This window comes from Pseudonocardia sp. NPDC049154, assembly GCF_040648315.1.
GTDB lineage: Bacteria > Actinomycetota > Actinomycetes > Mycobacteriales > Pseudonocardiaceae > Pseudonocardia.
In genome coordinates this window covers 20,132-44,821 of the sequence record NZ_JBEZDN010000065.1, presented here as the reverse complement: position 1 = coordinate 44,821, position 24,690 = coordinate 20,132, and the positions used below count along the sequence as shown (strand labels likewise).

The window sequence follows — 24,690 nt, the reverse complement described above, 5'->3', positions numbered from 1 at the left end:
ACACGAATCGCACCCCACCCATTCCCACCCCCACGCTCTGCCGATCTGCGGCGCGGCGGCCGGTGGCGGGGCGGCCGCGGCGGGTCGCGTGGCGGGTCGCGGGGCGGGTCGCGTGGCGGAAGGGCCCGCGGTGGACCCGCCGGTCCGCGACGCGGCCGGCACCCCGCGCGGCGACGTCGAGGTGCCCGACGCCGAACCGGGGAGCGCCGCCGGCACCGCGGTGCGGCGTGCGGCGGACCCGGTCGCGGAGGGCAGGGCGCCGACGCCCGGCTGCCCGGTCGATCGCCGGGACCGACCGCCGGTGACGCCCTCCACCTCGCGGAGCGCGGAGGCGAGGTTGGCGCGGGCCCGGACGAGGCGGAGGTAGAGCACGCCCGCCGAGTCGTCCGCGAGCGGGACCGGCGCGAGCACCTGCACGACCCGGCTGCCGGTCACGACGACGGTCTGCACCGCGCCGCCCCGCGTCCCGCCGACGCCCGCGGCGCAGTCGAAAGCGTTGACGATCTCCTCGGTGGGCAGCCCGGAATCGACCTTCCCGGAACTACCCAGAATCGTGCCGGAATCGCGCTCCAGAACGCAGACGTACGACACCCCTGGCATTTTTGCCAGGGTGTCGATCACGTTGTCCGGAACAGGCACGCGAAAGTGTCTCACACGCTGAGAGAACCATTGTTCCGCCACCAATCCGGCCCATTCCGTCGCGGCCGGAAGGCCGCTGTGCTTCGGCTTCTCGGCCCAGCGACGCCAGGGCCGTCCGCGCAACCACGGACCTCGTGGCGGGCGGGGCACCGGACGAGGACGATCACCGACCTGGGGATCACCGCGAACGGCCGCCGTGGCTCGGCGCATCCGGCCCTGCACGGAGCGTCCGCCCGGCCGTCCGCGAGCCGGGCGACGGTGAGCGACACCCGTCGGCGGGTGCCGACGACCTGGCGCCCCACCGTCCGGAGTGGTCGGATGGTGTCGTGAGCGCAGCAGCCTTCCGGGCCGCCGTCGAGCGCGGCGACGCCGACGCGGCCACCGACCTCTTCACCGCCGACGCGGTGTTCCACTCCCCGATCGTCCACCGGCCGTACGAGGGGCGGGAGGCGCTGCGGGCGATCCTCGGGGCGGTCGTGCAGGTGTTCGAGGACTTCCGCTACACCGACGAGTTCGCCGGCGAGGGCGGGCACGTGCTGGTCTTCCGCGCCCGGGTGGGCGACCGGGAGCTGGAGGGCGTCGACATCCTGCGCGAGGGGCCGGACGGCCTCGCCGAGCTGACTGTGATGGTGCGGCCCTACTCCGCCGCCACCCTGCTGCGCGAGCGGATGGCGGCCCTCCTCACCCCCTGAGCCCGCCCTACCGAGCCCGCGGCACCGAGCCCGACACACCACCGAGCTCGCACCCCCTGGCCGGCACCTACCCCGTCGGCGCCGTCGCCCTCGTGTGGACGGCGGTGAGGAAGCGGTGCACCGCGCGCACCGTGTAGGCGGTGCGGGCGGTGGGCAGCCCGTCGAACCCGTGCTGGGCGTGCGGCAGCTCCGCGTAGCAGACGGGCTCCCGCGACACCGCTCGCAGGCGCGCGACCAGCCGCCGCGACTGCCCCACCCCGGCCACCGTGTCCGTGTCGCCGTGCACGACCAGGAAGGGCGGCGCGTCCGGGCCGGCCCGGTGCACCGGCGACGCCGCGCGGTAGGTCGCCTCGTCGGCGGCGTAGCTGGTCCCGATGACCTTGCCCTCGAGCAGGTTCCACAGGCCCTGGTCGTCGAGGGTGAGGTCGTGCACCCCGTAGAACGGCACCGCGGCCTGCACGGAGGTGTCCGCCTCCTCGAAGCCCGGCTGGTACGCCGGGTCGTTCGGGGTCAGCGCGGTGAGCGCGGCCAGGTGCCCGCCCGCGGACCCGCCGGTCACCGCCACGAACCCGGGATCGCCGCCGAAGTCGGCGACGTGCTCGCGGACCCAGCCCAACGCCCGCTTGACGTCGACGATCATGGCGGGCCATCGGGCGGCGGGCGCGAGCCGGTAGTCGACCGTCACGCACACCCACCCGCGTGCCGCGAGGTACGCCATCAGTGGCTGCGCCTCCTGGGTGCGCGAGCCGAGCGTCCAGGCACCGCCGTGCACCTGCAGCAGGACCGGGGCCGGCCCGCCGTCGCGGAGCAGGTGCAGGTCGCGGCGGGCCCAGACGTCGAGCCGGTGCTCGGGCTCCGGGCCGTAGGCGACGTCCTGCGCCACGACGTACCGGCCCGCACCGCGGGCCCGATCACGCACCCTTCGGGCCGCCCCGGGGATCGGCCGGTCCAGGCCGGTGACCCCGAGCGGGGACAGCGCCTCCTGCAGCACGACGGCCGAACGGCGGGCGTCGGCACGCAGCCCGGCCAGGGCCGCCGCGGCGGCGGCGTTGGTGCCGATCGTCGCCAGCGCGGCGACGCGGCCCGCTCGCGGACCCCGCACCAGCTCCACCACCCCGCCCGCTGCCAGTGCGGCGTGGGCGAGTGCGTCCGCGACCGGCATCTCCGACGCGGGCGTGCAGGCCGCCATCTGGGCCACCGACGTCGGCCAGCGCCGCAGCACCGGCCGGCGCGCACCCGCCGCCGCCAGAACGCCCAGGATCCCCGCCACCGTGCCGGTACGCCCCATCCGAGCTCCCTCGCTCCCGTGATCGCCGTCGATCCCCCGATCCTCGCGCGCTGCGGCCCGCGGATCTCCTCCGCCTCCTCGCTCACATCCGTCCGGCCCAGTCCGACCGCGGAGTCGTCACGCAGTGTCGCCGCGGCGGCGGGCGACACGCGCTCGTGATGCCGTCATTCGGGTGAGTTCGATCTCCGCCCGCACCGTGCCCGCGGGGTGCTCCGTTGACCTCCCAGACGGTCGCGCGGGCCCGAACGGTCTCCGGCGGTGCTCCGCACGGCCGAGGCCGGCCCGGCCGCCCGTCCCGCACGGCCACCGGGCCGGGACGAACGGCGGACGACGGGGAGGACGAGCGACAGTGCCCGGAGGAGGTCACGGACCGGCGCCGCGCGCGAGCCGACAGGGCCCGCCGCCGCAGCAGCCGCGTCCTCGCACCGCCCGCCCGGTCCGCCCCGTGCCGCCGGTTCCGCCGCCCGCCCGTCCGGACGTCCCGGGCCGTCCCGGCCCGCTCGCCGGTCCTCCCGGGTCCGGGCGTCCGCTGCCGCCGCCGCGACGCGCGGCCGAGAACCCGCCGTCGCGCTCGACCCCCTCCCACGGGAACGGGCGGTCCGACCGCTCCACCCCACCGCGCACCGGATCCTCCGGCGACCGCTCCACCCCACCGCGCACCGGCGCCACCAGCGACCGCAGCACCCCGCCGCGCACCGGCGACCGCGGCGACGCGGCGCGCACCGACCGGAACGGCGCGGTGTCCCGCCCGTCCGACCGCTCCCGCAGCACGGGCACCGCCGCGCGCAGCGGGGCCGGCACGACCGGTTCGACAGGGACCACGGGATCGACCCGCACCGGCGCCGCCACCCGTCGTCCGGCCGTCCCCCGCGCCCGCAGCCGCCGCTCCCGCACGCGCACCGGCGTCGGCTGGTGGCAGACCCCGGACCCCCGGAAGGCGACCGCCACGGCCACCGGCCTCACCCCGGCGGCCCCCGAGCCGCCCGCCCCGCAGGGCCCGCTCGAGCTGCTGCGCCGCCGCCTCGGCGGGTCGGCCCACCGCCGCCCGCTCACCCCGGCGCAGCGCACCGCGCGCCGGCGCCGACGCGTCAAGTGGGGCGTCCTCGGGGGGCTCGCGGCGCTCGTCGTGCTGCCCCTGCTCGCCCTCGGGATCGGCTGGCTCGCCTTCTCCGTGCCGACCGCGGACGACGCCGTCAACAACCAGGTCGCGACGATCTCCTTCGCCGACGGCACGGACCTGACCCGGCTCGTCCCCGAGCAGGGCAACCGCACCAAGGTGACGGTCGACCAGATCCCGGTGCACGTCCGCGAGGCCGTGCTGTCGGCCGAGGACCGCAGCTTCTACTCGAATCCGGGCTTCGACTTCACCGGCATCCTGCGCGCGGTGTGGAACCAGCTGCAGGGCGGCGTCGGCGGCGGCTCGACGATCACCCAGCAGTACGTGAAGAACGCCCTGGTGGGCGACCAGGTCTCCTTGTGGCGCAAGTACAAGGAGCTCATCGTGTCGCTGAAGGTCAACCAGGAGAAGTCGAAGGACGAGATCCTCACCGACTACCTGAACACGATCTACTTCGGCCGCGGCGCCTACGGCATCCAGTCGGCGAGCCAGGCGTACTTCGGCAAGGACGTCGGCCAGCTGACCGTGGCCGAAGGTGCCCTGCTGGCAGGCGTGATCCAGTCGCCGTCGCGCTGGGACCCGGCGATCGACCCGAACAAGGCCGTGCAGCGCTGGGACTTCGTGATGGACGGCATGGTCGGCCAGGGGTGGCTCGCCCCCGGGGACCGCGCCGCCGCCACCTTCCCCGGCACCCAGCAGCGCAAGGCCGCGCCGGGCAGCGGGTCCTTCTCCGACAGCCGCGGACACGTCGTCAACGCGGTGAAGGCGGAGCTGGACTCGCTGGGCATCACCGACCAGGAGATGGCGCAGGACGGCCTGCGGATCACCACCACGATCGACCCGGAGCAGCAGCGGCGGGCGGTCGAGGCCGCCCAGGAGACGCTCGACGGGCAGCCGGACAACCTCCGCTCGGCCGTCGTCGCGATCGACCCGCGGACCGGCGGGGTCAGCGCCTACTACGGCGGCGAGAACGGTGTGGGTCTCGACTACGCCCGGGTGAGCAAGCAGCCCGGCTCAACGTTCAAGCCGTTCGTGGTGCTCGCCGCGCTGAGCCACGACCCGCCGATCGGCCTCGGCACGGTGTTCGACGGCAGCGAGGAGACCGGCCTGCGCAACGCCGACGGCGCCGACTGCCCACGCTGCGACATCAAGCAGGCCATGACGATCTCCAACAACGTCATCTTCACGAAGCTGGCGGCCAAGGTCGGGCCGGCGAACGTCGCCGCCGCCGCCCGCGCCGCCGGCATCACCTCGCCGCTGGACAACCCCGACGCCCGGCTCGCGCTCGGGAACAAGGAGGTCACGCCGCTGGAGCTGGCGTCGGCCTACGCGACGATCGCCGACGGCGGCGTCTGGCACGCGCCGCACTTCATCTCGAAGGTGGTGACCGCGGACGACCGGGTGCTCTACGAGGCGCCGGAGTCCCAGGGCGAGCGGCGGTTCAGCGAGCAGGTGGCGCGCAACACCGTCGAGGCGATGCTCGGCGTGGTCCCGAACGACGGGCTCGGCATCGGCCGGCCGGTCGCGGGCAAGACCGGCACCGTGCAGTCCCGGTTCGAGGGCGAGAACAACGACGCCTGGTTCTCCGGCTTCACCCCGGACCTGGCCACCGCGGTGTGGATCGGCACGGACATGAACTCGCCGATCCGGACGGCGTCGGGCACCCCGGTCGAGGGCAAGACCCTGCCCGGTGAGATGTGGCAGACGTTCATGAAGCAGGCGATCGAGGAGGAGCCGCAGCAGGACGGCTTCGGCACCTACCGCCCGATCGGCGAGCCCGCGTCGGATCTCCCGCCCAACGAGACCCCCAGCGCCACGCCGACGCCCAGCGCGCCGCCGAGCGCGTCGTCCGAGGTCCCGCCGCCCTCGCCGACGCCGGTGACCCCGACGACGGCGCCACCGCCCGGCAGTGGCGCGTTGCCCGACCGGGACGACACCCTGTTCCCGGGCGAGGAGGGCCCCGCCACCACGGCTCCCGGATCGCCGCCGACGGCCCAGCGCCAGGACTGCTCGATCACGCCCTGCGGCTGAGTGCCCCCGGACCGGCGCGGGTCTACCGTGGATCCGGTGAGCACCCCACGACGGTTCGCGGTCGACGCCTGGCCGTCGGACCGCAGCCTGGTGCTCTACGTCCCGGAGATCGAGGCCTCCACCGCGGTCCGGGACATGCGCGACGCCGAGGCGGCCGCCCGCGACCTGATCGCCGTGCTCACCGGCCTGGACCCGGACGTGATCGAGTGCGACGTCCGGCTGTCGCGCCGCGCCCGCGTCGCCCCCTGGCGCTGAGCCCACCGCCGCTCAGGGGCAGGGTTCCTCAGGGGCCCAGGTTCCTCAAGGGCCCAGCGTCTCCAGCACCGCGCTCGGCACCACCAGGTCCGCACGGTCCCGGGTCGCGGCGATCCGGTCGGCGTTGGGCCCGTCGACCCGCCGCACCCACTCCTCGGCCGCGCCGGGCGCCTTCCCGAACCGCACGTGCCGGTCCACGAGCCGGCGCAGCCGCAGGTCCTCGCGCAGGTCGCAGAACCACACCTCGGTGAGCTCGGCGGCCACCGCCGGCCACGGCTCGTCGGGCAGCAGCAGGTAGTTGCCCTCGGTCACGACCAGCCGGGCCTCCGGCGGCACCGCGATCGCCCCGGCCAGCGGCTGTTCCAGGTCCCGCTCGAACATCGGCGCGTACACGGGCCCGGGCTCGCCGTTCCGCAGCCGGCGCAGCAGCGCGAGGTAGCCGGCCGCGTCGAACGTGTCCGGGGCGCCCTTGCGGTCCCGCCGGCCCAGCCGGTCGAGCGCGACGTCGGCCAGGTGGAACCCGTCCATCGGCACGTGGACCGCGCCGGGGACCGCGGCGGCCACGTGCGCCGCCAGCGTGGTCTTGCCGGAGCCGGGCGCCCCGGCGATGCCGAGCAGGGCCCGCCCGCCCGCGGCGAGGGCCGTCGCGCGGGCGACCGGGTCGATCATGCCGGGAGCGTACGCGGCGGGCCCGTTCCCGGCCTGGTCACGCCCGGTACCGGACCGCCAGCACGACGATGTCGTCGCCGGTGTCGGCGGGCGACCCGGACACCAGGTGGTCGCAGAAGGCCTCCAGGTCCAGGTGCGCCCCGGCCCCGGCGAGGGCGAGCAGCTCGCGGGCGCCTCGGTCGTCGACGTCGTCGCGGCGCTCGGCGAGCCCGTCGGTGTAGAGCACGAGGGTGGCCCCCGGGACCAGCTCGATCTCCTGGTCGTGGCGCAGCCGGTCCGGGTCCACCCCGAGCACGACGTCCACCGCGCCGGTCGCGTACCGGGGGGTCCCGTCCGCCTCGACGACCAGTGGGGCCGGGTGCCCGGCGTTGGACCAGCGGAAGAGCCGCTGGTCGCCGCGGAGCAGGACACGCCCGTGCAGCAGCGTGGTGAAGCGGGTGACGTCGAGTCGCGAGGCGACCCGGTCCAGCCTGCGCAGCACGTCCGACGGGGCGCCGTCGGTGTCGAAGGCCAGCGCGCGCAGCATGCTGCGGAGCTGCCCCATCGTGGCGGCGGCGGCCAGGTCGTGCCCGGCCACGTCGCCGACCGCGAGCGCGAGGTCCCCGAAGGGCAGCCGGAACACGTCGTACCAGTCGCCGCCGACCTCCAGCTCCGCGGCCGCGGGGCGGTAGCGGGCGGCGACCTCGATCCCGCCCATGCCGACCGCGGCCATCGCCGGCGGCTCGGTGAGCATCGACTCCTGCAGCGCCAGCGACACCTGCCGGGTCTGCTGGAACCGCCGCCCGTGCTCGACGGCGGCCGACGCCCGCGCGGCCAGCTCGGTGACCAGCGCCAGGTCGTCCGCGGTGTAGGGCACCCGGTCGCCGCAGCTCGCGAACAGCAGGCCCGCGATCACCCGGGCCCCGGAGATCACCGGGGCGACCAGCCGGGAGTTCATCCGCACCTCGCGGGCCCACGAGTACATCTCGGGGGTGCCGGCCCAGTGCTCGACCTCGAGCGGGTCGAGCTCCAGCTCGGGCCGCCCGGTCCGCACGCTGCGCGCCAGCGGGTGGTCCGGCCCGAACACGAACCGCGCCGCGCCGTCGGCACCGATGTCGCCCGGTACCGGCGGCAGGCCGGGCGCAGCCCGGGTGACCGAACGACGGCCGTGCACCGGGTGCCCCGGCTCGAGCGGGTGGGCCTCGTCGACGAGGTAGACCCGGCAGAGGTCCGCGAACTCGGGCACGACGGCGTCGGCCAGGGCGAGCAGCTCGGTCTCCGGGTCGAGCGCCCGGTTGACGGCGAGAGTGGCCCCGGCCAGGACGTCGAGCCGGTGCCGGGTGCGGAACTCGTCGTCGATGTCGGTCTCGGTGCCGACCCACTCGACGAGCCGCCCGCCCTCGCGCACCGGGACGGCCCGGGACCGGAACCACCGGTAGCCGCCGGCGGCCGTGCGCAGCCGGTGGACGTGCTCGAAGCTCGCGTCCTCGCCCGTCCGGGCCCGCGCGACGGCCGCCTCCCACGCCGCCCGCTTGCGCCGCCGGTCCTCGGGGTGGATGGCGTCGAGGAAGCCCCAGCCCGCGTACTCGTGCGGGGCCTGCCCGGCGACGGCCCGGTAGCTCGGCGAGTCCTCCCGCGCGCTGCCGTCGGGCTCGCGGATCCACACCGCGGCCGACGTGGCGTCGACGAGGCTGCGGTAGCGGCGCAGCAGCGACTCGCGGGCCGCGGCCAGCTCGGCGAGCTCGCGCCGGGTGTGCTCGGCCTCGGTGATGTCGACGACCACCAGGCCGGCGCCGAGGACGCTGCCGTCCCGGTCGTGGACCGGGTAGCAGTTGACCATCCACGACTGCTCCGGGCCGCGACCGTGCCAGAGCCGCCCGGTGAAGGGGCTCTGGGTGATCGAGCGGTCCTCGTCGAGCACCCGGCGCAGCAGCCGCCCGATCCGGACCCCCGCCTCGCCGTGCACCTCCTCCAGCGAGCGCCCGATCCGGTCGTCGGCCGTGCCGCCGTCGATCGCGGTGACGGCGGAGTTGACCCGCCGGAACCGCAGGTCGTGATCGAAGTAGGCCAGCCCGACCGGGGCGTTCTGCCACAGCGCGTCGAGCAGCGAGAACGCCTCGACCCCGGCGCGCGCGTCGGTGGCGTCCTGCAGCACCCCGACCACGGCGACCTCGCCGGACCCGGGTGCGGCGTGCACGTAGAGGAGTCGGCCGGTGGGCACCACGGCGGGCAGCGGGTCGCTCACCCGCCCGGAGCGGGCGCGGACCAGCATGTCCTGCGCCGCAGCGAGGTCGACGAGCGGCCGGTCGGGGTCGAGGCCGCTGCGGCCGACCACCGTGTCGGCCGACCAGCCCGTGAGCCGCGCGGCCTCGGCGCTCCACAGGAGCACGCCCCCCGTGGCGTCGAGCGCGAACAGGCCGACCGGCAGGTCGGCGACGACGTCCGCCGCGAGCTGTGCCTGCGGCCCGTGCATCCGCGCATTATGGGGGCTCGCGCCGATCGGGCGATACGGGCCACACTCGGGCGGTGGAGGCGGGCGAGTACGTGACCGTGGCGCCGCACCCGGCGCTGCGCCGCTATGTCCGCCGCCTGCAGGGGTACCGGGAGTTCAGCGCCACGCCGCTGCGCCGGCTGCAGGCCCCGGTCGGGTCGTGCGCGATGATCCTCGGCTTCGGCGGGCCGCTGCGGCTCCACGGGCCCGCCGGTCCGGTCGCGCCGTCCCCGCCGTCCTCGCCCCGCGCGTTCCTGGCCGGGATGCAGACCGCGGCGGTGCACACCGAGTTCCGCGGCCACCAGCACGGCGTGCAGGTGGATCTCACGCCGCTCGGGGTGTTCGTGCTGCTCGGGCGGCCGACGGCGGAGCTCACCGGCGCGGTCCCCGCCCTCGACGAGCTCGACGACCCCGCGCTGGCGGCCCTGCCCGACCGGCTCGCCGCGGAGCCGGACTGGCCGGCCCGGTTCGCGCACGTCGAGGCGTTCCTCGCCGGACGGCTGCTCGCGGACACCGCGCGCACGCCCGATCCGGAGGTCACCTGGGCCTGGCGGAGGCTGGTGCGCCGGGCCGGCCTGGTCGGGATCGCCGACCTGGCCGCGGAGACGGGCTGGAGCCGCCGGCACCTGCTCGACCGGTTCCGGGCGCAGGTCGGTCTGGCCCCCAAGACCGCGGCCCGGGTGCTGCGGTTCGAGCGGGCGGCCGGGCTGGTCGTCGGCGGCGGGCCGTTCGGGGCCCCCGGCCCGCAGCCCGACCTCGCCACCGTCGCCGCGGAGTGCGGGTACGCCGACCAGGCCCACCTGACCAGGGAGTTCCGCGCGCTGGCCGGGGTCACGCCCACGGCCTACCGGTGCGCATTCGTTCAAGCCACGCCGGTCGTGGGCTCCTAGGTTCTCCGGCATGGGCATCCACGTGACACTGCGCTACGACGATCCGCGCGCCGCGCTCGACTTCCTCACCGGCACCCTCGGGCTGACCCCGGGCCACGTCATGACGTCCGACGACGGATCCGTCGGGCACGCCGAGGCGTTCTGGGAGGACACCGCGGTCATGATCGGCACCCGGTCGGGCGGGGACGACCGCTTCGACACCGGCCGCGCCGTCCTCTACCTCACCACCGACACCCCGGACGCCCTGCACGACAAGGCGATCGGTGCCGGGGCCGAGCTGGTGTACGGGCTGACGGACCAGTCCTACGGGTCCCGCGAGTTCGCCGTCGCCGACCCGGAGGGCAACGTCTGGTGCTTCGGGACCTACCGCCCGGCGGCCCCGTGAGCACGGTGACCCCCCTCGACCGGCTCCGCGCGCTCTGCCTGGCGCTGCCCGAGGTCACCGAGAAGGTCAGTCACGGCGAGCCCACGTGGTTCGTGCGGAAGACCTTCGTGACCTTCGCCGACCACCACCACGACGACCGGCTCGCCTTCTGGTGCGCCGCGCCGCCCGGGGTCCAGGAGGAGCTGGTCGCGACCGATCCGAAGCGGTTCTTCCGGCCGCCCTACGTGGGCACCCGCGGCTGGGTGGGCGTGCGGCTCGACGTCGAGGTCGACTGGGACGAGATCGCCGAGCTCGTCACGGAGGCCTACCGCACCGTGGCCCCGCGGAAGCTGATCGGGATCCTAGACTCCCGGGCGTGAACCGGGTCGAGATCGACGGCGCCGCCTTCGAGTACGAGGACGTGCCCGGCACCGGCGCCCCGCTGCTCTTCCTGCACGAGGGGCTGGGATCGGTGGGGCTGTGGCGCGGCTTCCACCGGCGCGTCGCCGAGGCGACCGGCCGCCGGGCGGTCGCCTACTCCCGGCTCGGCCACGGCTTCTCGGACCTCCCGTCCGCCAAGCGCACCGTCCGCTTCATGCACGAGGAGGCCGCGACGGTCGTCCCGGCCCTGGTCGAGGCGCTGGACGTCGGCGAGCCGATCCTGGTGGGGCACAGCGACGGCGGCTCGATCGCGCTGCTCGCGGCCGCGGCCCTGCCGGTGTCGGGGCTGGTGGTGCTGGCCCCGCACGTGCTCGTCGAGGAGATCGGGCTGCGGGCGATCGAGGAGGCCAAGCGCGCCTTCGAGACCGGCGACCTGGCCCGTCGCATGGCCCGCCACCACCGGGACGCCGAGGTGTGCTTCCGCAACTGGAACGACGTCTGGCTCGACCCGGCGTTCCGGGACTGGGACCTGCGGCCCGAGCTCGCCGGGATCACCTGCCCGGTGCTGGGGATCCAGGGCGACGCCGACCCCTACGGCACGGCCGTGCACGTCGAGGCGGTCCGCGACGCGGCCCGCGGCGACACCGACCTGCTGTTCCTCCGCGGCGGCCACGCCCCGCACCTCGAGCGCCCCGCCCTGGTCGACGCCGCGGTGGCGGGCTGGCTGAACGACCTGTGAGTGGCAATGGTCGCTCCGGCGACGATCGCCACTCACGAGCCGATCCGACGGTCAGGAGCCCGGGGAGGCGAGGAGGAGCCCGACGAGCTCGCGCCGGCTCCGGACGCCCGTCTTGTCGAAGACCGACTTGAGGTGGTCCTGCACGGTGTGCGCCGAGATGAGCAGCGCCGTCGAGATCTCGCGGGTCGACCGTCCCCGCAGCACCAGCGTGGCGACCTCCGCCTCGCGCGGGGTGAGCGCGAGCCCGGCCAGGCGTGCCGCCGCCGCCGCGCCGGGCCGCGTCGGGTCGAGCACCACCGAGACGGACCGGCCGGCGGCACCGCTCAGCCGGGACGCGCTGAGGTGCAGCCACTCCCCGGTCCGGGCGCGCACGGTGGAGCCCAGCGGCATCGGCCCACGGCCGCGCTCCGCCGCCAGCAGGGCGGAGACCAGCGCCTGCACCGCCACGGGCAGCTCCCCGGGCCCGCCGTCGATCAGCTCCGCCAGGGCCTCCGCCTCCGGCGTGCTCGCGACGAGCGCGAGGTCGTCGGACACGATCAGGACGCCCGGCCGCGGCGGCCCGGCCCGTCCGGCCGACCGCGCCGTCGCGTCCCGGATCCCCGCCGCGACGTGCGGCCCGATCCGGGCGACCAGCTCGAGCTCGCGCGCCGTGAAGCCCTGCCCGCCGTCCGCCCGGTGCAGGCACAGATAGCCCCAGCACTCGGCACCGGCCACCAGGGCGGCGCGCAGCTCGTCGCCCAGCCCGAGGGGCCGCATGATCTCGCCGTACCGGGGGCTCGCGAAGCGGTCCCCGTGGGTGGCGAGGTCGAGGGAGGACACGTGCCGGGACGCGGTCGCGAGCCCGGCGAAGCGGTTGACGTCCGCCGCGGAGAACTCGTTCTCCAGGAACCGCGCTGTCGAACTCGCCAGCGGCTCCTCCGCGTGGGCACCGGTGAACAGGAGCGTCGCGGGGTCGGCCGTCGCGACGAACGCCGCGTCGACCGGCACGACCCGGCGCAACGATCGCAGCACCCGCTGCCGCAGATCCGGCAGGGACAGGCCCGCGTGGCACTGCCGGACGAGCTCGCGCTCGACCCGTCCGCGGTCCACCCGCCCGGCCATCGGTGCAGTGTCGCCCTTCGCGTGGCCGGGGGCCATCCCAGATCGGTGGGATGGCCCGCGACCGGGGACGGGCGGACTCTCCCGCCATGAGCACAGACACCACCACCGACCGGCTCGCTCGCACCAAGCATCTCGTGGACGAGTTCATCCAGGCCCTCTTCACGCGGGGCGAGCTCGACGCCGTCGACCGCTACCTCGCCCCGGACTACGTCGACCACGACCCGCCCGTACCGGACGCCCCGTCCGGCCGCGAGGCCATGCGGCGCGCGGCGGCGATGTTCCGGTCCGCCTTCCCGGACTGGCACAGCGACCTCGAGCAGATGGTGGCGGAGGGCGACGTGGTGGTCGAGCGGTTCACCGCCCGCGGCACGCACCGGGGCGAGATGATGGGCGTCCCGCCGACCGGCGCCACGGTGGTGCTGCGCGGGATCAACGTCTTCCGGATCGAGGGTGACCGCATCGTCGAGCGCTGGGGCCGGCTGGACGAGCTGGGCCTGTTCCGTCAGCTGGGGCTGGTGCCCGCCGCGGTCAGCGCGCCGCCCAGCCGGTGATCCTCTCCGGCGTCAGGACGAGCAGCGGGCCGCCGGGCCGCGCGTCCCGGTAGGGCGGGTACTTCGCCTGCAGGGCGTCGAGCGCCCGCTCGCGCAGCGCGCCGGACTCGTGGACGGCCGCGGTGCCGTCCACCCGGACCCACCACAGCTGCGCCCAGTCGTCGGCGTACTCGTCGACGACGACGGCGGCCCGCGGATCCCGTGCGACGTCCGCGAGCCGCGCCAGCCGGGTGCTCCGTTTCGGCTTCACCTCGTCGACCGCCGAGCAGATCAGGCCGTCGACCAGCGCGAAGGTGATCGGGACGAGCCGGGGCGTGCCGTCGGCGCGCAGCGTGGCGAGCCGGGCGACGGGGTGCGCCGCGAGCCGCTCCCGGCACGCGCGCTCGTCGAGGGACGGCACGTCCCGACCCTATCCGTCAGCTCGCCAGCGGCACCTCGACGCGGGTCGACAGCAGCACCGCGTCCCGGGTGTCCCGGCGCTCGTGCTCGAGGAAGCTCGGGGCGGCCGCCAGGAAGAGGGTGCGGCCGTCCTCGCCGCCCAGCGCCACGGCGTAGGTCTGCAGCTCGCCCAGCGTGATCTCGTCGAGGATCTCCCCGCCCTCCCGGACCCGGATGGCGCGGTGGTGGTCGGCGTCGGCCACCCAGATCGCGCCCTCGGCGTCGGGCTCGGCGATGCCGTCGGGCACCACGGACAGCCCGGGCAGCATCTCGCCGATGTTCCGCGAGGCGGGAAGGTCGCCGAACCGGGCCCAGTCCCGCCGGCCGCCGAGGGAGCCGTCCGGCCGAATGTCGAAGGCGGACATGCGGTTGCCGAAGCTCTCCGCGACGACGAGCGTGTCGTCCCGGACCACGGTCCCGTTCGGGAAGTAGACCTCCTCGGCCACGACCTCCGCCGCGCCGTCGGGGTCGACCCGCATGACCAGCCCGGGCTCCAGGTCGGCGCCGCCCATCAGGTCGAAGCCGAAGCACCCGACCCAGCAGCGGCCCTCCCGGTCGACCGCCATGTCGTTGAGCACCCCGCGGGCGAGGCCGCTCAGGTCGGCGTGCGTGACCAGCGTGCCGTCCTGCTCGCGGCGCAGGATCTTCTGGTCGCGCATCGACACGATCAGCACCCGGCCGTCGGGCAGCAGCCCGGTACCCGAGGGCTGGGCGGGCACGGTCGCCTCGACCCGCAGGTCGCTCCCGTCGGCCTCGGCGCTGAGCACCCGGTGGGTGTAGAAGTCGCTCACCCAGACCCGGCCTCCCAGCCAGCGCGGGCCCTCCAGGAACGACAGCTTCTCCAGCACGACGGTCGGCTCGGCCACGCGGCCCCCTCCGGTCCGGCCCCCGCTCCGGTGCGGGGACGACCGGGCCAGTCTGGTCCCGGGCGGGCGGCCGGTCGAGACCGCCCGACGATCACGGGGCCCGGTCGTCGTCGAGGGAGCGCTGGTAGAGCGCGGTGTCGAGGACCCGGCCGTGCTTGCGCCCGACCCCGCGCAGCACGCCGACCTCGCGGAACCCCGCCCGCAGGTGCAGCGCGACCGAGGCCGGGTTGCCCTCGGGGTCCGCGATCACGGCGACGACCTGCTCGAAACCGGCCGCGCGGCACTCGTCGAGCAGGCGGGCGAGCAGCGCCCCGCCCAGGCCGCGCCCGGCCGCGTCCTCGGCGAGGTACACGGTGTTCTCGACGGTCCGCCGGTACGCGGCCTTGGCCCCCCGCCAGGGTGAGGCGTACGCGAACCCGGCGACCCGGCCGTCGAGCTCGGCGACGAGGAAGGGCAGGGCGCCCGCGGTGAGCGCGGCGAGCTTGGCCTGCCAGGTGTCCAGGTCGGGGATCTCCTCGTCGAACGTCGTGACCGTCCGCTCGACGTACGGGGCGTAGACCGCCGCGACGGCGGGCAGGTCGTCGAGGGTAGCGGGCCGGACGGGTCGGTGCACGCGACAATGATGGAACACCACGGCATGCACTACGGTTGAGCCAGGTAGTTGCGAGCTCAAACAGATGCCCGCCGATTCGGGAGGTCCCGATGCCCGCCGTCACCGTCGCCGACGTCACAACGTTGCCACGCGTCCCCGAGCCCGGACCCACCGACCTCGACCGCGGGGTCCGCTCGATCACCACCGCGCCGCGCGGGTACGAGGGCGAGGGCTTCCCCGTGCGCCGCGCCTTCCAGGGGGTCGACCTGCGCGATCTCGACCCCTTCCTGCACATGGACCAGATGGGCGAGGTGGAGTACGCGCCGGGCGAGCCGAAGGGCACGTCGTGGCACCCGCACCGCGGCTTCGAGACCGTCACCTACATCATCGACGGGGAGTTCGAGCACCAGGACAGCCACGGCGGCGGCGGGAACATCACCAACGGCGACACGCAGTGGATGACGGCCGGGGGCGGGCTGCTGCACATCGAGCGGCCGCCGGAGGCGCTGGTGGCCAGCGGCGGGCTGTTCCACGGCCTGCAGCTGTGGGTGAACCTGCCGAAGGCGCAGAAGTGGCTGGAGCCGAAGTACCAGGACCTGCGGGCGCGCGAGTCCGCCCTGCTCACCACGCCCGACGGCGGCGCCCTGATCCGGGTGATCGCCGGCGAGCTGGCCGGGCACGAGGGCCCGGGGTCGACCTACACGCCGATGGCGATGATGCACGCGACCGTCTCCCCCGGCGCCCGCATGCGGCTGCCGTGGCGGCGGGACTTCAACGCCCTGGTCTACGTGCTGTCCGGCGCCGGCACCGTCGGGAAGGACGAGCGGCCGGTCCGCGAGGGGCAGCTGGCGCTGTTCGGGCCGGGCGACCTGATCACGGTGGCCGGGAACCGCGGGCAGGACTCGCGCACCCCGGCGCTCGACGTCGTGCTGCTCGGCGGGCGGCCGATCCGCGAGCCGGTCGCGTGGGGCGGCCCGTTCGTGATGAACACGCGGGCCGAGGTGCTGACGGCGTTCGAGGACTACCAGAAGGGGAAGCTCGGGGTGATCCCCGCCTCGTACGTCCCGCACGGGGGCCTGGGAGGATCGACGGCATGACCGAGCCCATGATCCTCGACGTCGCCGAGTGGTCGAGATTCGAGATCCACGTCGACGGGAGGCTCGCGGGCTTCGCGAACTACCGCGCCGAGCCCGGGAAGATCACCTTCACGCACACCGAGGTCGACTCGATGTACGAGGGGCAGGGCCTGGGCGGCAAGCTCGCCCGCTTCGCGCTGGACAACGCCCGGAAGCGCGGGCTCGCGGTCTACCCGAACTGTCCCTTCATCCGGGGGTGGATCGAGAAGCACCCCGACTACGTCGACCTCGTCCCGGTCGAGGCCCGCCCGCAGTACGCCCTGTAACCCCGCGAGGGACCGCGAGTCGCGCGCTCCGGCACCGCGAGTCGCGCGTTCCGGCACCGCGAGTCGGGACTTGCGGCACCGCGAGTCGGCACTTCCGGGTCACCGGGGTTGCGATCTCGGGATGCGTCGTGATCGTCGTCGAGGTGCACCGAGGGCGGGCGCGACTGCACCTGCTGCACGCAGACGATGATCACGGCCGCGAGGAAGCCTCCTGGAGCGCCGCTGATCGTCGTCCCGGTGTACCCACGGTCCTCCCGACCACCCCTGCTGCACCACGGCGGCGATCATGAGAGCGGAAGTCGCGCCGCCACCCGCACTGCCCGGCCGACTCGACACACGCGCGAGTCGGCATTCTCGGGCGACCGAGTTGCACGTCGTCGTCTCCCGGGATGTGTCGTTCGGTGCCCCGGAACTGCCGACTCGCGGGTGGTCGGGCCAGGGGTGCGGAACTGTCGGGGGTGGCTCGTAGCCTTGTCGCGTGCTGGTCGTTCACGCCCTCTGGTCCCCCGCCCGGGGCGTCGTGCTCTGGGCGGAGGACGGTGAGCGCCCGGCCACCACCTCGCGCCGCTCGCTGCGGAGCGCGCGGCCGCACCCGTTCGCGGTGCCCGCGTCGCAGCTGGCCGGGATCCACCCGGGCAAGCAGACGTCGATCACGCTGCTGCTCCCCTCCCGTGCGAGCGGGCCGGTGGAGTCGCCCGAGCTGGTGCGGCGCACGGCGTCCGGCCGGCGGTCGTCCGAGGTGTCGTTGACGCCGTGGACCGTGCCGGCGGTCGTGGTCGAGCCGGGCGAGCTGGCCGACCCGGCCGAGGACGTGCGGTACGGCGCCTCCGTCACGCACCTGCGGGCCCTCGCGGCCTTCGCCGACGACCTGGCCGCCCGTGGGCGCGTCCTGCCCACCCTGCGGCCGGGTCCGGAGGCGCGGTGGCGGCCCGTGGTCCAGGGGCTCGACGCCGTGGCCCGCCGCTCGCTCGTCGAGGCGCTGCCGCCGGTGGGCCGCGCCGAGCAGCGGCGCACCGGCGACACCGCCGGCCACTCCCCCGACCTTCTGGTCGACGGCGCGCTCGACACCCTGGTCGACGCCGCGGTCCGCGAGCGGCTGGCCCGGGCCGACGCGCCCGTCGCCCTCGTTCCTCCACGCCGCGGCCGCGCGCCGAAGGCGCTGCCCGCCACCGAGGCCTGGCTCGCCGCCCTCGCCGGACCGGACCCGCGGTTCGAGGCGACGGAGCGGGAGCTCGCCACGCTGGCCGACGCACTCGGCCCGTGGGACGCCGTCACCACCGAGGAGACCGGGCCGGCCCGCGCCACCTTCCGTCTCGCCGAGATCGGCACCCTGCACGATCCCGCGGACCCCGGGGACGACCCGCTCGACCAGACCGGGGACGGCACGCGCTGGGTGCTGGAGTTCCAGCTGCAGTCGGCCGAGGACCCGAGCCTGGTCCTCCCGGCCGACGACGTCTGGGCGGGGCGGGCCGACAGGCTGATCACCTCGGCACAGGAGCTGCTGCTGGCCGAGCTGGGCCGGGCCGCGCTGGTCTACCCGCCGCTCACCGGCGCGCTGCGCCAGGCCCGGCCCGCGGAGCTCGATCTCGAGCTCGACGAGGCGCACCGCTTCCTCACCGAGGACGCCGCGCGGCTGCTCGCGGCGGGCTTCGGCGTGCAGCTCCCGGCGGGTTGGACCGGGCGCCGCCCGCTCGGGCTGCGGCTGTCGGTGTCCTCGCCCCCGGCACCGGGCGTGGTCACCCGTGGTGGGCTGGGCCGGGAAGAGCTCGCGAACTTTCGCTGGACCCTGGCCGCCGGCGACGAGGAGCTCGACGAGGAGGAGATCGCCGCGCTGGTCGCGGCGAAGGCCAAACTCGTCCGGATCCGCGGCCAGTGGGTGAGCGTCGACGCGGACGCGCTGGCCCGTGGCCTGGAGTTCCTGCGCCGGCAGAACGCCCGCGGTGGCTCCGGCACGGCGGCGGACGCGCTGGCGCTGGCCCAGGGCGCCGTCGACACTCCCCTGCCGATCACCTCGGTCGCGGCCGAGGGCTGGATCGGCGACCTGCTCGGCGGCACGGCGGACCGCTCGCTCGAGCCGCTCGACCCGCCGCCGGGGTTCCGGGCCGACCTGCGGCCCTACCAGAAGCGCGGGTTGTCCTGGCTCGCGTTCCTCTCGTCGCTCGGCCTCGGCGCCTGCCTGGCGGACGACATGGGCCTGGGCAAGACGATCCAGCTCCTGGCGCTCGAGGCACGCGAACGCGAGGGTCACCCGCCGGGTCCGACCCTGATCCTCTGCCCGATGTCGCTGGTCGGCACCTGGCAGCGGGAGGCCGCGCGGTTCGCACCGGACCTCCGCGTCCACGCCCACCACGGCCCCGGCCGGCCGCGCGGGGAGGCCTTGCGCGAGCGGATGGCGGACACCGACATCGTGGTCACCACCTACGGCACCGCGTCCCGGGACATCGAGGAGCTGGAGTCGCTGCCCTGGCACCGCCTGGTGCTCGACGAGGCGCAGGCGATCAAGAACAGCAACGCCGCCCCGTCGAAGGCGGCGCGGCGGATCGTCGCCGGGCACCGGATCGCGCTCACCGGCACGCCGATGGAGAACCGGCTGGCCGAGCTGTGGTCGATCATGGACTTCCTCAACCCCGGCATGCTCGGCACCCCGGAGCGCTTCCGGCAGCGCTTCTCGGTGCCGATCGAGCGGCACGGCAGCCCCGAGGCCGCGGAGACGTTGCGCCGCATCACCCGCCCGTACCTGCTGCGTCGCCTGAAGACCGACCCCACGGTGATCGACGACCTGCCGGAGAAGATCGAGATCACGCAGGAGTACCACCTGACCCGCGAGCAGGCCTCGCTCTACCGCACGATCGTCGACGACATGATGGAGAAGATCGAGGACTCGGTCGGCATCCAGCGCCGCGGCAACGTCCTGGCCGCGATGGCCAAGCTCAAGCAGGTCTGCAACCACCCCGCCCAGCTGCTGCACGACGGCTCGGCGATCGGGAAGCGCTCCGGCAAGGTCGCGCGGCTCGAGGAGCTGCTGGCCGAGATCCTGGCCGAGGGCGACAAGGTGCTGCTGTTCTCGCAGTTCACCGAGTTCTCGTCGATGCTGGTGCCGCACCTGTCCGCCCGGTTCGACCAGGAGGTGCTGCACCTGCACGGCGGCACGCCGAAGAAGCAGCGGGACGCGATGGTCGAGCGCTTCCAGGCCGGGGACGGCCCGTCGATCTTCCTGCTGTCGCTCAAGGCCGGCGGCACGGGGCTGACCCTCACCGCGGCGAACCACGTCGTCCACCTGGACCGCTGGTGGAACCCGGCCGTCGAGGAACAGGCCACGGACCGGGCGTTCCGCATCGGCCAGGGGCGCACGGTCCAGGTCCGGAAGTTCGTGTGCCCCGGCACCGTCGAGGAGCGGATCGACGCGCTGATCGAGTCGAAGAAGGCGTTGTCGGACATGGTGATCAGCGACGGCGAGGGGTGGCTCACCGAGCTGTCCACGGGCGAGCTGCGGTCCGTCTTCGCCCTGGGCGCGGAGGCGGTGGCCGAGGAATGAGTGACCAGCCGTTCTGGGCCGAGGAGGACGTGCCGCGCCGGCCGCTGCGCGTCGAGGGCGGCATCCAGATCCACTCCAGCCGCGGCACGGTGGCCCGCACCTGGTGGTCGGCGCGGTTCATCGCGGTGCTGGAGGCGCTCGGCGTCGGCGGGCGCATGGCGCGGGGGCGGAACTACGCCCGCTCCGGACAGATCGTGTCCTGCGAGGTCGACGCGGGGGCCGTCGTCGCGCTGGTGCAGGGCACCCGGCCGACCCCGTACAAGGTCCGCATCGGCATCCCGGCCTGGGGCAAGCAGGACTGGGCCCGGGCCGAGCAGGCCCTGGCCGACGACGCCTGGTACGCCGCCACGCTGCTGGCCGGCGGGATGCCGCCGGAGATCGAGGAACTGTTCGCCGGGCTCGGCCTGGCGCTCTTCCCCGCGTCGCCGCGCGACCTGTCCATGGACTGCACGTGTCCGGACGCCACGGTCCCCTGCAAGCACCTCGCGGCGGTGTTCTACCTGCTCGCCGAGCGGTTCGACGCGGACCCGTTCGAGGTCCTCGCCCTGCGCGGCCGGGACCGCGAGACCCTGCTGGCGAACCTGCGCCGCCGCCGCGGGAGCACGGCGCCGCCCGAGCCCGTCGCCGAGGAGACGGCACGTCCCCTCGGCGAGCTGCTCGACGGGTTCTACGCGGCCGGCGAGCTGGACCTCACCCGCTTCGCCCCGGCCGAGCCCGAGCCGGGCGCCCTGCTCGAGCAGGTGCCGGAGCTGCCGATCGAGGTGCGCCGGCGCAAGGTCCGCGACCTGCTGCGGCCCGCCTACGAACAGCTCGCCGAGTAGCGGTCAGCCGGGGCTGACGCCCGCGTTCGGGCCCCAGCGGGTGAGCACGGCGGCCTCGAGGATGGTCGCCAGCTCGTACAGCACGATCGAGGCGATCACGGCGAGGGCCACGATCGTCCAGACGCCGCCGTAGTTGCCCGAGCCCTTGTAGCCGGACAGCACGCCACCCATGCCCGCGAAGCCCACGAGCCACTCGGCCAGCATGGACCCGACGATCGCACCCGGGATCGAGATCCGCATCGCCGCGAGGAACTCCGGCAGCGCCGACGGGATCCGGACCTTGACCAGCGCGGTCAGCGCCGATCCGCCGTTGACCGTGATGAGGTCGAGCGACTGCGGCGAGGCCGACTTGAGCCCGACCACGACGTTCACCAGCACCGGGAACAGCACCACGATCGCCGCGATGACCGCGATCCCGACCTTGCCCTGGCCGAAGATCAGCAGCAGCACCGGCGCCATCGCGACCAGCGGCACGGAGCGCAGCAGCATGGCGATCGGCATGAACGCGAACTCGACCGGCTTCCACAGCACGAAGCCGATCGCGACCAGCGTGGCGACGACCATGCCGGCGACGAAGCCGATCAGCGCGTTGACCAGCGTGGTGCCGAGCGCGCCGAAGCTGTCCGCCCGCGCCTGTTCCGCGCTCATCGACGCGGGCCGCACCCCGCGCGGCGGAGTGTCGGAGAACAGGTACTGCACCACGTCGAGCGGCGACTTCCCGACGAACGAGGACACGTCGAACACCAGCAGCAGCGCCTGCCACAGCAGGCCGAGCACCACGAGCGCGATCACGATGGTGACCCCGGCCCGGCCGGCGCGGCGCAGCAGCGACCGGGTGGTCGCGCCGCCGCTCGCCGTGGTGGTCGCCTCCTGCCCGACCGGGACGGCGGCTGGGGTGGTGGTCGGCGTGGCGGTCATGTCGCTCCTGCCGGGACGTCGGCGCCCGTGGTCCAGGGCGTGACCAGCTTCGCGACCAGCCCGACCACGACGAAGCCGAGGCCGGAGATGATCCCGCTGACCAGCGCCAGGTACCAGAGCTGGGGCGCGTCGGACTGGGACTGCGCGGCGATGATGGCGCGGCCGAGCGTCGAGTCGCCGCCGCTGCCGAGGTACTCGGCGAGGATGGCGCCGAGGAACGCCGCCGGGGCCGCGATCTTCAGCGCGGCGAACAGGCTGGGCAGCGCGGAGATCAGCTGCACCTTGCGCAGCGCGGTCCAGGTGCTGCCGCCGTACGCCCTGATCAGGTCGATGCTCGTGCGCGGGGCGGCGCGCAGGCCGAGCAGGCAGCCGACCGTGGTGGTGAAGAAGCAGCTCATCGCGGCCAGCACGACCGACGCGCCCGACGGCGCGTCCCGCCCGGCCACGATCACGATCACCGGCCCGATGGCCACCAGCGGGATGCAGTAGCTGACCACGGCGATCTGGTTGGCCAGCGCCTCCAGCGGCGGCACCAGCAGCACGATCACGGCCAGCACGATCGCCGCGAGGTTGCCCCAGAGGTAGCCGAGGGCGGCCGAGCCGACCGTCCCGCCCGCGTTGTTCAGGGTGGCCGACCACTGCCCGGCGTCAACGAACCTGGCGACCACGGACGGCGGCGTCGGGATCGCCCCGCTTCCTTGGTAGAGCGTCAGCGACGCGATCCACCAGACCGCGACGATCACGACGACGCCGACGATCCCGCCCACCCACGGCGGCACCCCGCGGAGGGCGGTGAACCGGCCGCCCTCCTCCGGAGCGACGGAGGGCGTGACGGGCGAGACGGTGGGCGCCGCCATCAGTGCGCGTCGGCGGGCGCCCCGCCGCGGCCGAACAGGATCTCGGAGAGCCGGTCGACGTACTCGTGGAACTCCGGGGTGCGCTGGAGCTCCGGGAGCCGCGGCCGCGGCAGGTCGATCTCGACCACCTCGGCGATCCGTCCGGGCCGCGGGCTCATGACGGCCACGACGTCGGACAGGAACACCGCCTCCGAGATGCCGTGGGTGACCATGAGCGTGGTCGCCGGGCGCTCGGTCCAGATCCGCAGCAGCTCGACGTTGAGGCGCTGGCGGGTCATGTCGTCGAGCGCGCCGAACGGCTCGTCGAGCAGCATGACGGTGGGCTGCACGGCCAGGCAGCGCGCGATGGCCACGCGCTGCCGCATGCCGCCGGAGAGCTGCGCCGGCTTGGCCTTCTCGAAGCCCGACAGCCCGACGAGCGAGACGAGGTCGTCGATCAGCCCCGGCTCCGGCGTGATGCCGGCGACCTCCAGGGGCAGCCGGATGTTGCTCGCCACGCTGCGCCACGGCAGCAGGGCCGCCTCCTGGAAGGCGATGCCCAGCTGGTGGTCGCGCTGGATCTCCCGGGTGGACCGGCCGTTGATCAGCGCGGTGCCCTGGGTCGGCGTCTCCAGCCCGGCGAGGATGCGCAGGATCGTCGACTTGCCGCAGCCCGACGGGCCGAGCAGCGAGAGGAACGAGTTCTGCGTGGTGCCCAGGGTCGTCGACGCGAGCGCCTGCACGGACCGGCGGCCCATGGTGAAGACCTTCTCCAGGCCCTGGATGTTGATCCCGGTCGCCGCCCGCGGCTCGGCCCGGGGGTCCGTGGTGGACGACCTGCTGCCCGCGTGCTGGTCGAGGTGTGTCCCCGTCACAGCCGCCTCCTCCCGCTGCTCGCGCGTCTGCTCGCTCGTGCCGGCCCGGTCAGGCCTTGATCAGGCTCGGGTCGGACGCGTAGATCTCGTCGAGCAGCGTCAGGTCGAACAGGTCGGCCGCCGCGATGGTGATGCCGATGTTGCCCAGGGCATTGACGATGTTCTCCTGCAGCGCCGGGGTCAGCGTGAACAGGCCGTTGGCCTGGGTGTCCGGGCTGACGACGAGCTCGTTCTGCGCCTGCATCTGCTCGGTCTGGCCGGCGACGTCCAGGCCGAGGTCCTTGCCGTAGGTGTTGACGGCGAGCTCGGCCGAGGCCTTCGGGTCCGCGACCGCGTCGTTCCAGCCCTTGATCTCGGCGGTCAGGAACGCCTTGAGCTTGTCGCGGTCGTTCTCGATGGTCTCCTGCAGCACGGTGAAGGTCTCCGCGGTCAGCGGGAGCCCGTTGTCCGCGAAGGGCAGGGTGACCGGGGTGAAACCGTCCGCCTTGATCAGGAACGGCTCGTTGGTCGTGTAGGCCATGAAGCCGTCGACGCTCTTCTCGGTCAGCGGGGTCGGCTCGTACTGGACGACGACCTGCTGGACCTGGCCCGGGTCGATGTTGTTGGCCTTGAGGAAACCGGCGAAGATCTGCTGGTTGGTGCCGGCCTGGATGCCGAGCCGCTTGCCGATCAGGTCCTGCGGAGTGCGGATCGGGGTGCCCTGCTCCATGGACAGGATGCAGAACGGGTTCTTCTGGAACGTGCTGCCGATGATCTTCAGCGGCGCGCCCTGCTCGGTGATGAAGCGGGCGGTCGCGTCCGGCGCGGAGAGGCCGACGTCGACGTTCTTGGCCAGGACCAGCGCGTCGGCGCTGTCGACCGGGCCGGTCACGAGGTCGACCGAGTCGAAGCCGGCCGTCTTGTAGTAGCCCTTCGAGTCCGCCATGTACTCGCCGGCGAACTCGATGTTCTTGATCCACGACAGCTGCAGGGCGAGCGTGCCGTACTGGCCGGGGGCGGCCGAGGCGGCACCGGAGGCCGGGGCGCTCCCGGAGCCACCGCCGCCGCAGGCGGCGAGGGCGACGCCCGCGGCACCGACGCCGACACCGAGGCCGGCGAGGCGCAGGAAGCCGCGCCGGCTGGTGCCCGGGCCGGTCGGGTGCTGGTGGGGCGGCGGGACGAGCAGCGTCATGTGGCGTTCTCCTACGACGTACGGTCGGCGTCCTGGGTCGGGACGGCCG

Annotated in this window: 23 protein-coding genes and 1 pseudogene; 12 read left to right on the top strand and 12 right to left on the bottom strand. The window is 74.7% G+C overall.

All coding sequences use genetic code 11. From position 1 onward, the window contains the following. Positions 1 to 639 (bottom strand): annotated as a pseudogene (locus tag AB0B41_RS26475) (hypothetical protein); the annotation flags it as partial. A 326-nt stretch (positions 640 to 965) separates the two neighbouring features. Between AB0B41_RS26475 and AB0B41_RS26470 the strand changes: the two are divergent. Beyond that, positions 966 to 1,331, top strand: coding sequence for a nuclear transport factor 2 family protein (locus AB0B41_RS26470; protein WP_358207917.1), 366 nt, complete (start codon positions 966 to 968; stop codon positions 1,329 to 1,331). A gap of 67 nt (positions 1,332 to 1,398) precedes the next feature. Here AB0B41_RS26470 and AB0B41_RS26465 read toward each other — a convergent pair whose 3' ends face one another. Then, complete coding sequence (locus AB0B41_RS26465; RefSeq protein WP_358207915.1) at positions 1,399 to 2,619, bottom strand: alpha/beta hydrolase; 1,221 nt, start codon at positions 2,617 to 2,619, stop codon at positions 1,399 to 1,401. A gap of 739 nt (positions 2,620 to 3,358) precedes the next feature. Between AB0B41_RS26465 and AB0B41_RS26460 the strand changes: the two genes are divergently transcribed. Further along, complete coding sequence (locus AB0B41_RS26460; protein WP_358207913.1) at positions 3,359 to 5,767, top strand: transglycosylase domain-containing protein; 2,409 nt, start codon at positions 3,359 to 3,361, stop codon at positions 5,765 to 5,767. A gap of 36 nt (positions 5,768 to 5,803) precedes the next feature. Next, positions 5,804 to 6,022, top strand: coding sequence for a hypothetical protein (locus AB0B41_RS26455; protein ID WP_358207911.1), 219 nt, complete (start codon positions 5,804 to 5,806; stop codon positions 6,020 to 6,022). Between the two features lie 45 nt (positions 6,023 to 6,067). Here the strand turns inward: AB0B41_RS26455 and AB0B41_RS26450 are convergent, their stop codons facing one another. Together AB0B41_RS26450 and AB0B41_RS26445 are read right to left on the bottom strand one after the other, a co-directional pair. Continuing rightward, positions 6,068 to 6,691 (bottom strand): nucleoside/nucleotide kinase family protein, encoded by a 624-nt coding sequence (locus AB0B41_RS26450; protein WP_358207909.1) that lies wholly within the window; start codon positions 6,689 to 6,691, stop codon positions 6,068 to 6,070. A 37-nt stretch (positions 6,692 to 6,728) separates the two neighbouring features. Continuing rightward, positions 6,729 to 9,143, bottom strand: coding sequence for a SpoIIE family protein phosphatase (locus AB0B41_RS26445; RefSeq protein WP_358207907.1), 2,415 nt, complete (start codon positions 9,141 to 9,143; stop codon positions 6,729 to 6,731). Positions 9,144 to 9,196: 53 nt separating this feature from the next. Between AB0B41_RS26445 and AB0B41_RS26440 the strand changes: the two genes are divergently transcribed. From AB0B41_RS26440 to AB0B41_RS26425, 4 genes are read left to right on the top strand one after another with little or no spacing between them, the layout of a single operon-like run. Continuing rightward, complete coding sequence (locus AB0B41_RS26440; RefSeq protein ID WP_358207905.1) at positions 9,197 to 10,051, top strand: AraC family transcriptional regulator; 855 nt, start codon at positions 9,197 to 9,199, stop codon at positions 10,049 to 10,051. Between the two features lie 10 nt (positions 10,052 to 10,061). Beyond that, positions 10,062 to 10,436: a VOC family protein gene (locus AB0B41_RS26435; RefSeq protein WP_358207903.1), complete on the top strand. Its 375-nt coding sequence runs from the start codon at positions 10,062 to 10,064 to the stop codon at positions 10,434 to 10,436. 5 nt (positions 10,437 to 10,441) lie between these two features. Beyond that, the gene (locus tag AB0B41_RS26430) at positions 10,442 to 10,795 is read left to right on the top strand and encodes an MmcQ/YjbR family DNA-binding protein (protein ID WP_358207923.1); all 354 of its coding nucleotides are present in this window, start codon (positions 10,442 to 10,444) and stop codon (positions 10,793 to 10,795) included. Continuing rightward, on the top strand, positions 10,792 to 11,535 hold the full coding sequence (locus AB0B41_RS26425) for an alpha/beta hydrolase (protein WP_358207901.1): 744 nt from the start codon (positions 10,792 to 10,794) through the stop codon (positions 11,533 to 11,535). Before AB0B41_RS26430 ends, AB0B41_RS26425 begins: the two co-directional genes overlap by 4 nt. A 51-nt stretch (positions 11,536 to 11,586) precedes the next feature. On the opposite strand, the gene AB0B41_RS26420 is transcribed toward AB0B41_RS26425, so the two are convergent. Then, positions 11,587 to 12,636: a LuxR C-terminal-related transcriptional regulator gene (locus AB0B41_RS26420; RefSeq protein ID WP_358207899.1), complete on the bottom strand. Its 1,050-nt coding sequence runs from the start codon at positions 12,634 to 12,636 to the stop codon at positions 11,587 to 11,589. Between the two features lie 86 nt (positions 12,637 to 12,722). Between AB0B41_RS26420 and AB0B41_RS26415 the strand changes: the two genes are divergently transcribed. Further along, positions 12,723 to 13,187, top strand: coding sequence for an ester cyclase (locus tag AB0B41_RS26415; protein ID WP_358207898.1), 465 nt, complete (start codon positions 12,723 to 12,725; stop codon positions 13,185 to 13,187). Here the strand turns inward: AB0B41_RS26415 and AB0B41_RS26410 are convergent. From AB0B41_RS26410 to AB0B41_RS26400, 3 genes are all read right to left on the bottom strand, one after another. Continuing rightward, positions 13,165 to 13,587, bottom strand: coding sequence for a TIGR03668 family PPOX class F420-dependent oxidoreductase (locus tag AB0B41_RS26410; RefSeq protein WP_358207896.1), 423 nt, complete (start codon positions 13,585 to 13,587; stop codon positions 13,165 to 13,167). The genes AB0B41_RS26415 and AB0B41_RS26410 overlap by 23 nt on opposite strands. A 16-nt stretch (positions 13,588 to 13,603) precedes the next feature. Then, complete coding sequence (locus tag AB0B41_RS26405) at positions 13,604 to 14,491, bottom strand: SMP-30/gluconolactonase/LRE family protein (RefSeq protein ID WP_358207894.1); 888 nt, start codon at positions 14,489 to 14,491, stop codon at positions 13,604 to 13,606. Positions 14,492 to 14,582: 91 nt separating this feature from the next. Then, positions 14,583 to 15,104, bottom strand: coding sequence for an N-acetyltransferase family protein (locus tag AB0B41_RS26400; protein WP_358207892.1), 522 nt, complete (start codon positions 15,102 to 15,104; stop codon positions 14,583 to 14,585). A gap of 89 nt (positions 15,105 to 15,193) precedes the next feature. Here AB0B41_RS26400 and AB0B41_RS26395 point away from each other — a divergent pair, with 89 nt between their 5' ends. The 4 genes from AB0B41_RS26395 (at position 15,194) to AB0B41_RS26380 (ending at position 20,841) form a co-directional block, all read left to right on the top strand. Further along, entirely contained in the window at positions 15,194 to 16,180 is a 987-nt protein-coding gene (locus AB0B41_RS26395; protein ID WP_358207890.1) for a pirin family protein, read from the top strand. Then, positions 16,177 to 16,485, top strand: a complete 309-nt coding sequence (locus tag AB0B41_RS26390) for a GNAT family N-acetyltransferase (RefSeq protein ID WP_358207888.1) — start codon at positions 16,177 to 16,179, stop codon at positions 16,483 to 16,485. Before AB0B41_RS26395 ends, AB0B41_RS26390 begins: the two co-directional genes overlap by 4 nt. A 478-nt stretch (positions 16,486 to 16,963) precedes the next feature. Then, positions 16,964 to 20,020, top strand: a complete 3,057-nt coding sequence (locus AB0B41_RS26385) for a DEAD/DEAH box helicase (protein WP_358207887.1) — start codon at positions 16,964 to 16,966, stop codon at positions 20,018 to 20,020. Continuing rightward, entirely contained in the window at positions 20,017 to 20,841 is an 825-nt protein-coding gene (locus AB0B41_RS26380) for an SWIM zinc finger family protein (RefSeq protein ID WP_358207885.1), read from the top strand. The genes AB0B41_RS26385 and AB0B41_RS26380 overlap by 4 nt, the downstream gene beginning before the upstream one ends. 3 nt (positions 20,842 to 20,844) lie before the next feature. On the opposite strand, the gene AB0B41_RS26375 is transcribed toward AB0B41_RS26380, so the two are convergent. Genes AB0B41_RS26375 through AB0B41_RS26360 form a run of 4 tightly spaced genes read right to left on the bottom strand, consistent with a single transcriptional unit; the run spans position 20,845 to position 24,641 of the window. After that, on the bottom strand, positions 20,845 to 21,759 hold the full coding sequence (locus tag AB0B41_RS26375; protein ID WP_358207883.1) for an ABC transporter permease subunit: 915 nt from the start codon (positions 21,757 to 21,759) through the stop codon (positions 20,845 to 20,847). After that, positions 21,756 to 22,616, bottom strand: coding sequence for an ABC transporter permease subunit (locus AB0B41_RS26370; RefSeq protein WP_358207881.1), 861 nt, complete (start codon positions 22,614 to 22,616; stop codon positions 21,756 to 21,758). Before AB0B41_RS26370 ends, AB0B41_RS26375 begins: the two co-directional genes overlap by 4 nt. Next, positions 22,616 to 23,470, bottom strand: coding sequence for an ABC transporter ATP-binding protein (locus AB0B41_RS26365; RefSeq protein WP_358207879.1), 855 nt, complete (start codon positions 23,468 to 23,470; stop codon positions 22,616 to 22,618). The genes AB0B41_RS26370 and AB0B41_RS26365 overlap by 1 nt, the downstream gene beginning before the upstream one ends. A gap of 49 nt (positions 23,471 to 23,519) precedes the next feature. After that, on the bottom strand, positions 23,520 to 24,641 hold the full coding sequence (locus AB0B41_RS26360) for an ABC transporter substrate-binding protein (protein WP_358207877.1): 1,122 nt from the start codon (positions 24,639 to 24,641) through the stop codon (positions 23,520 to 23,522). Between the last annotated feature and the right edge of the window lie 49 nt (positions 24,642 to 24,690).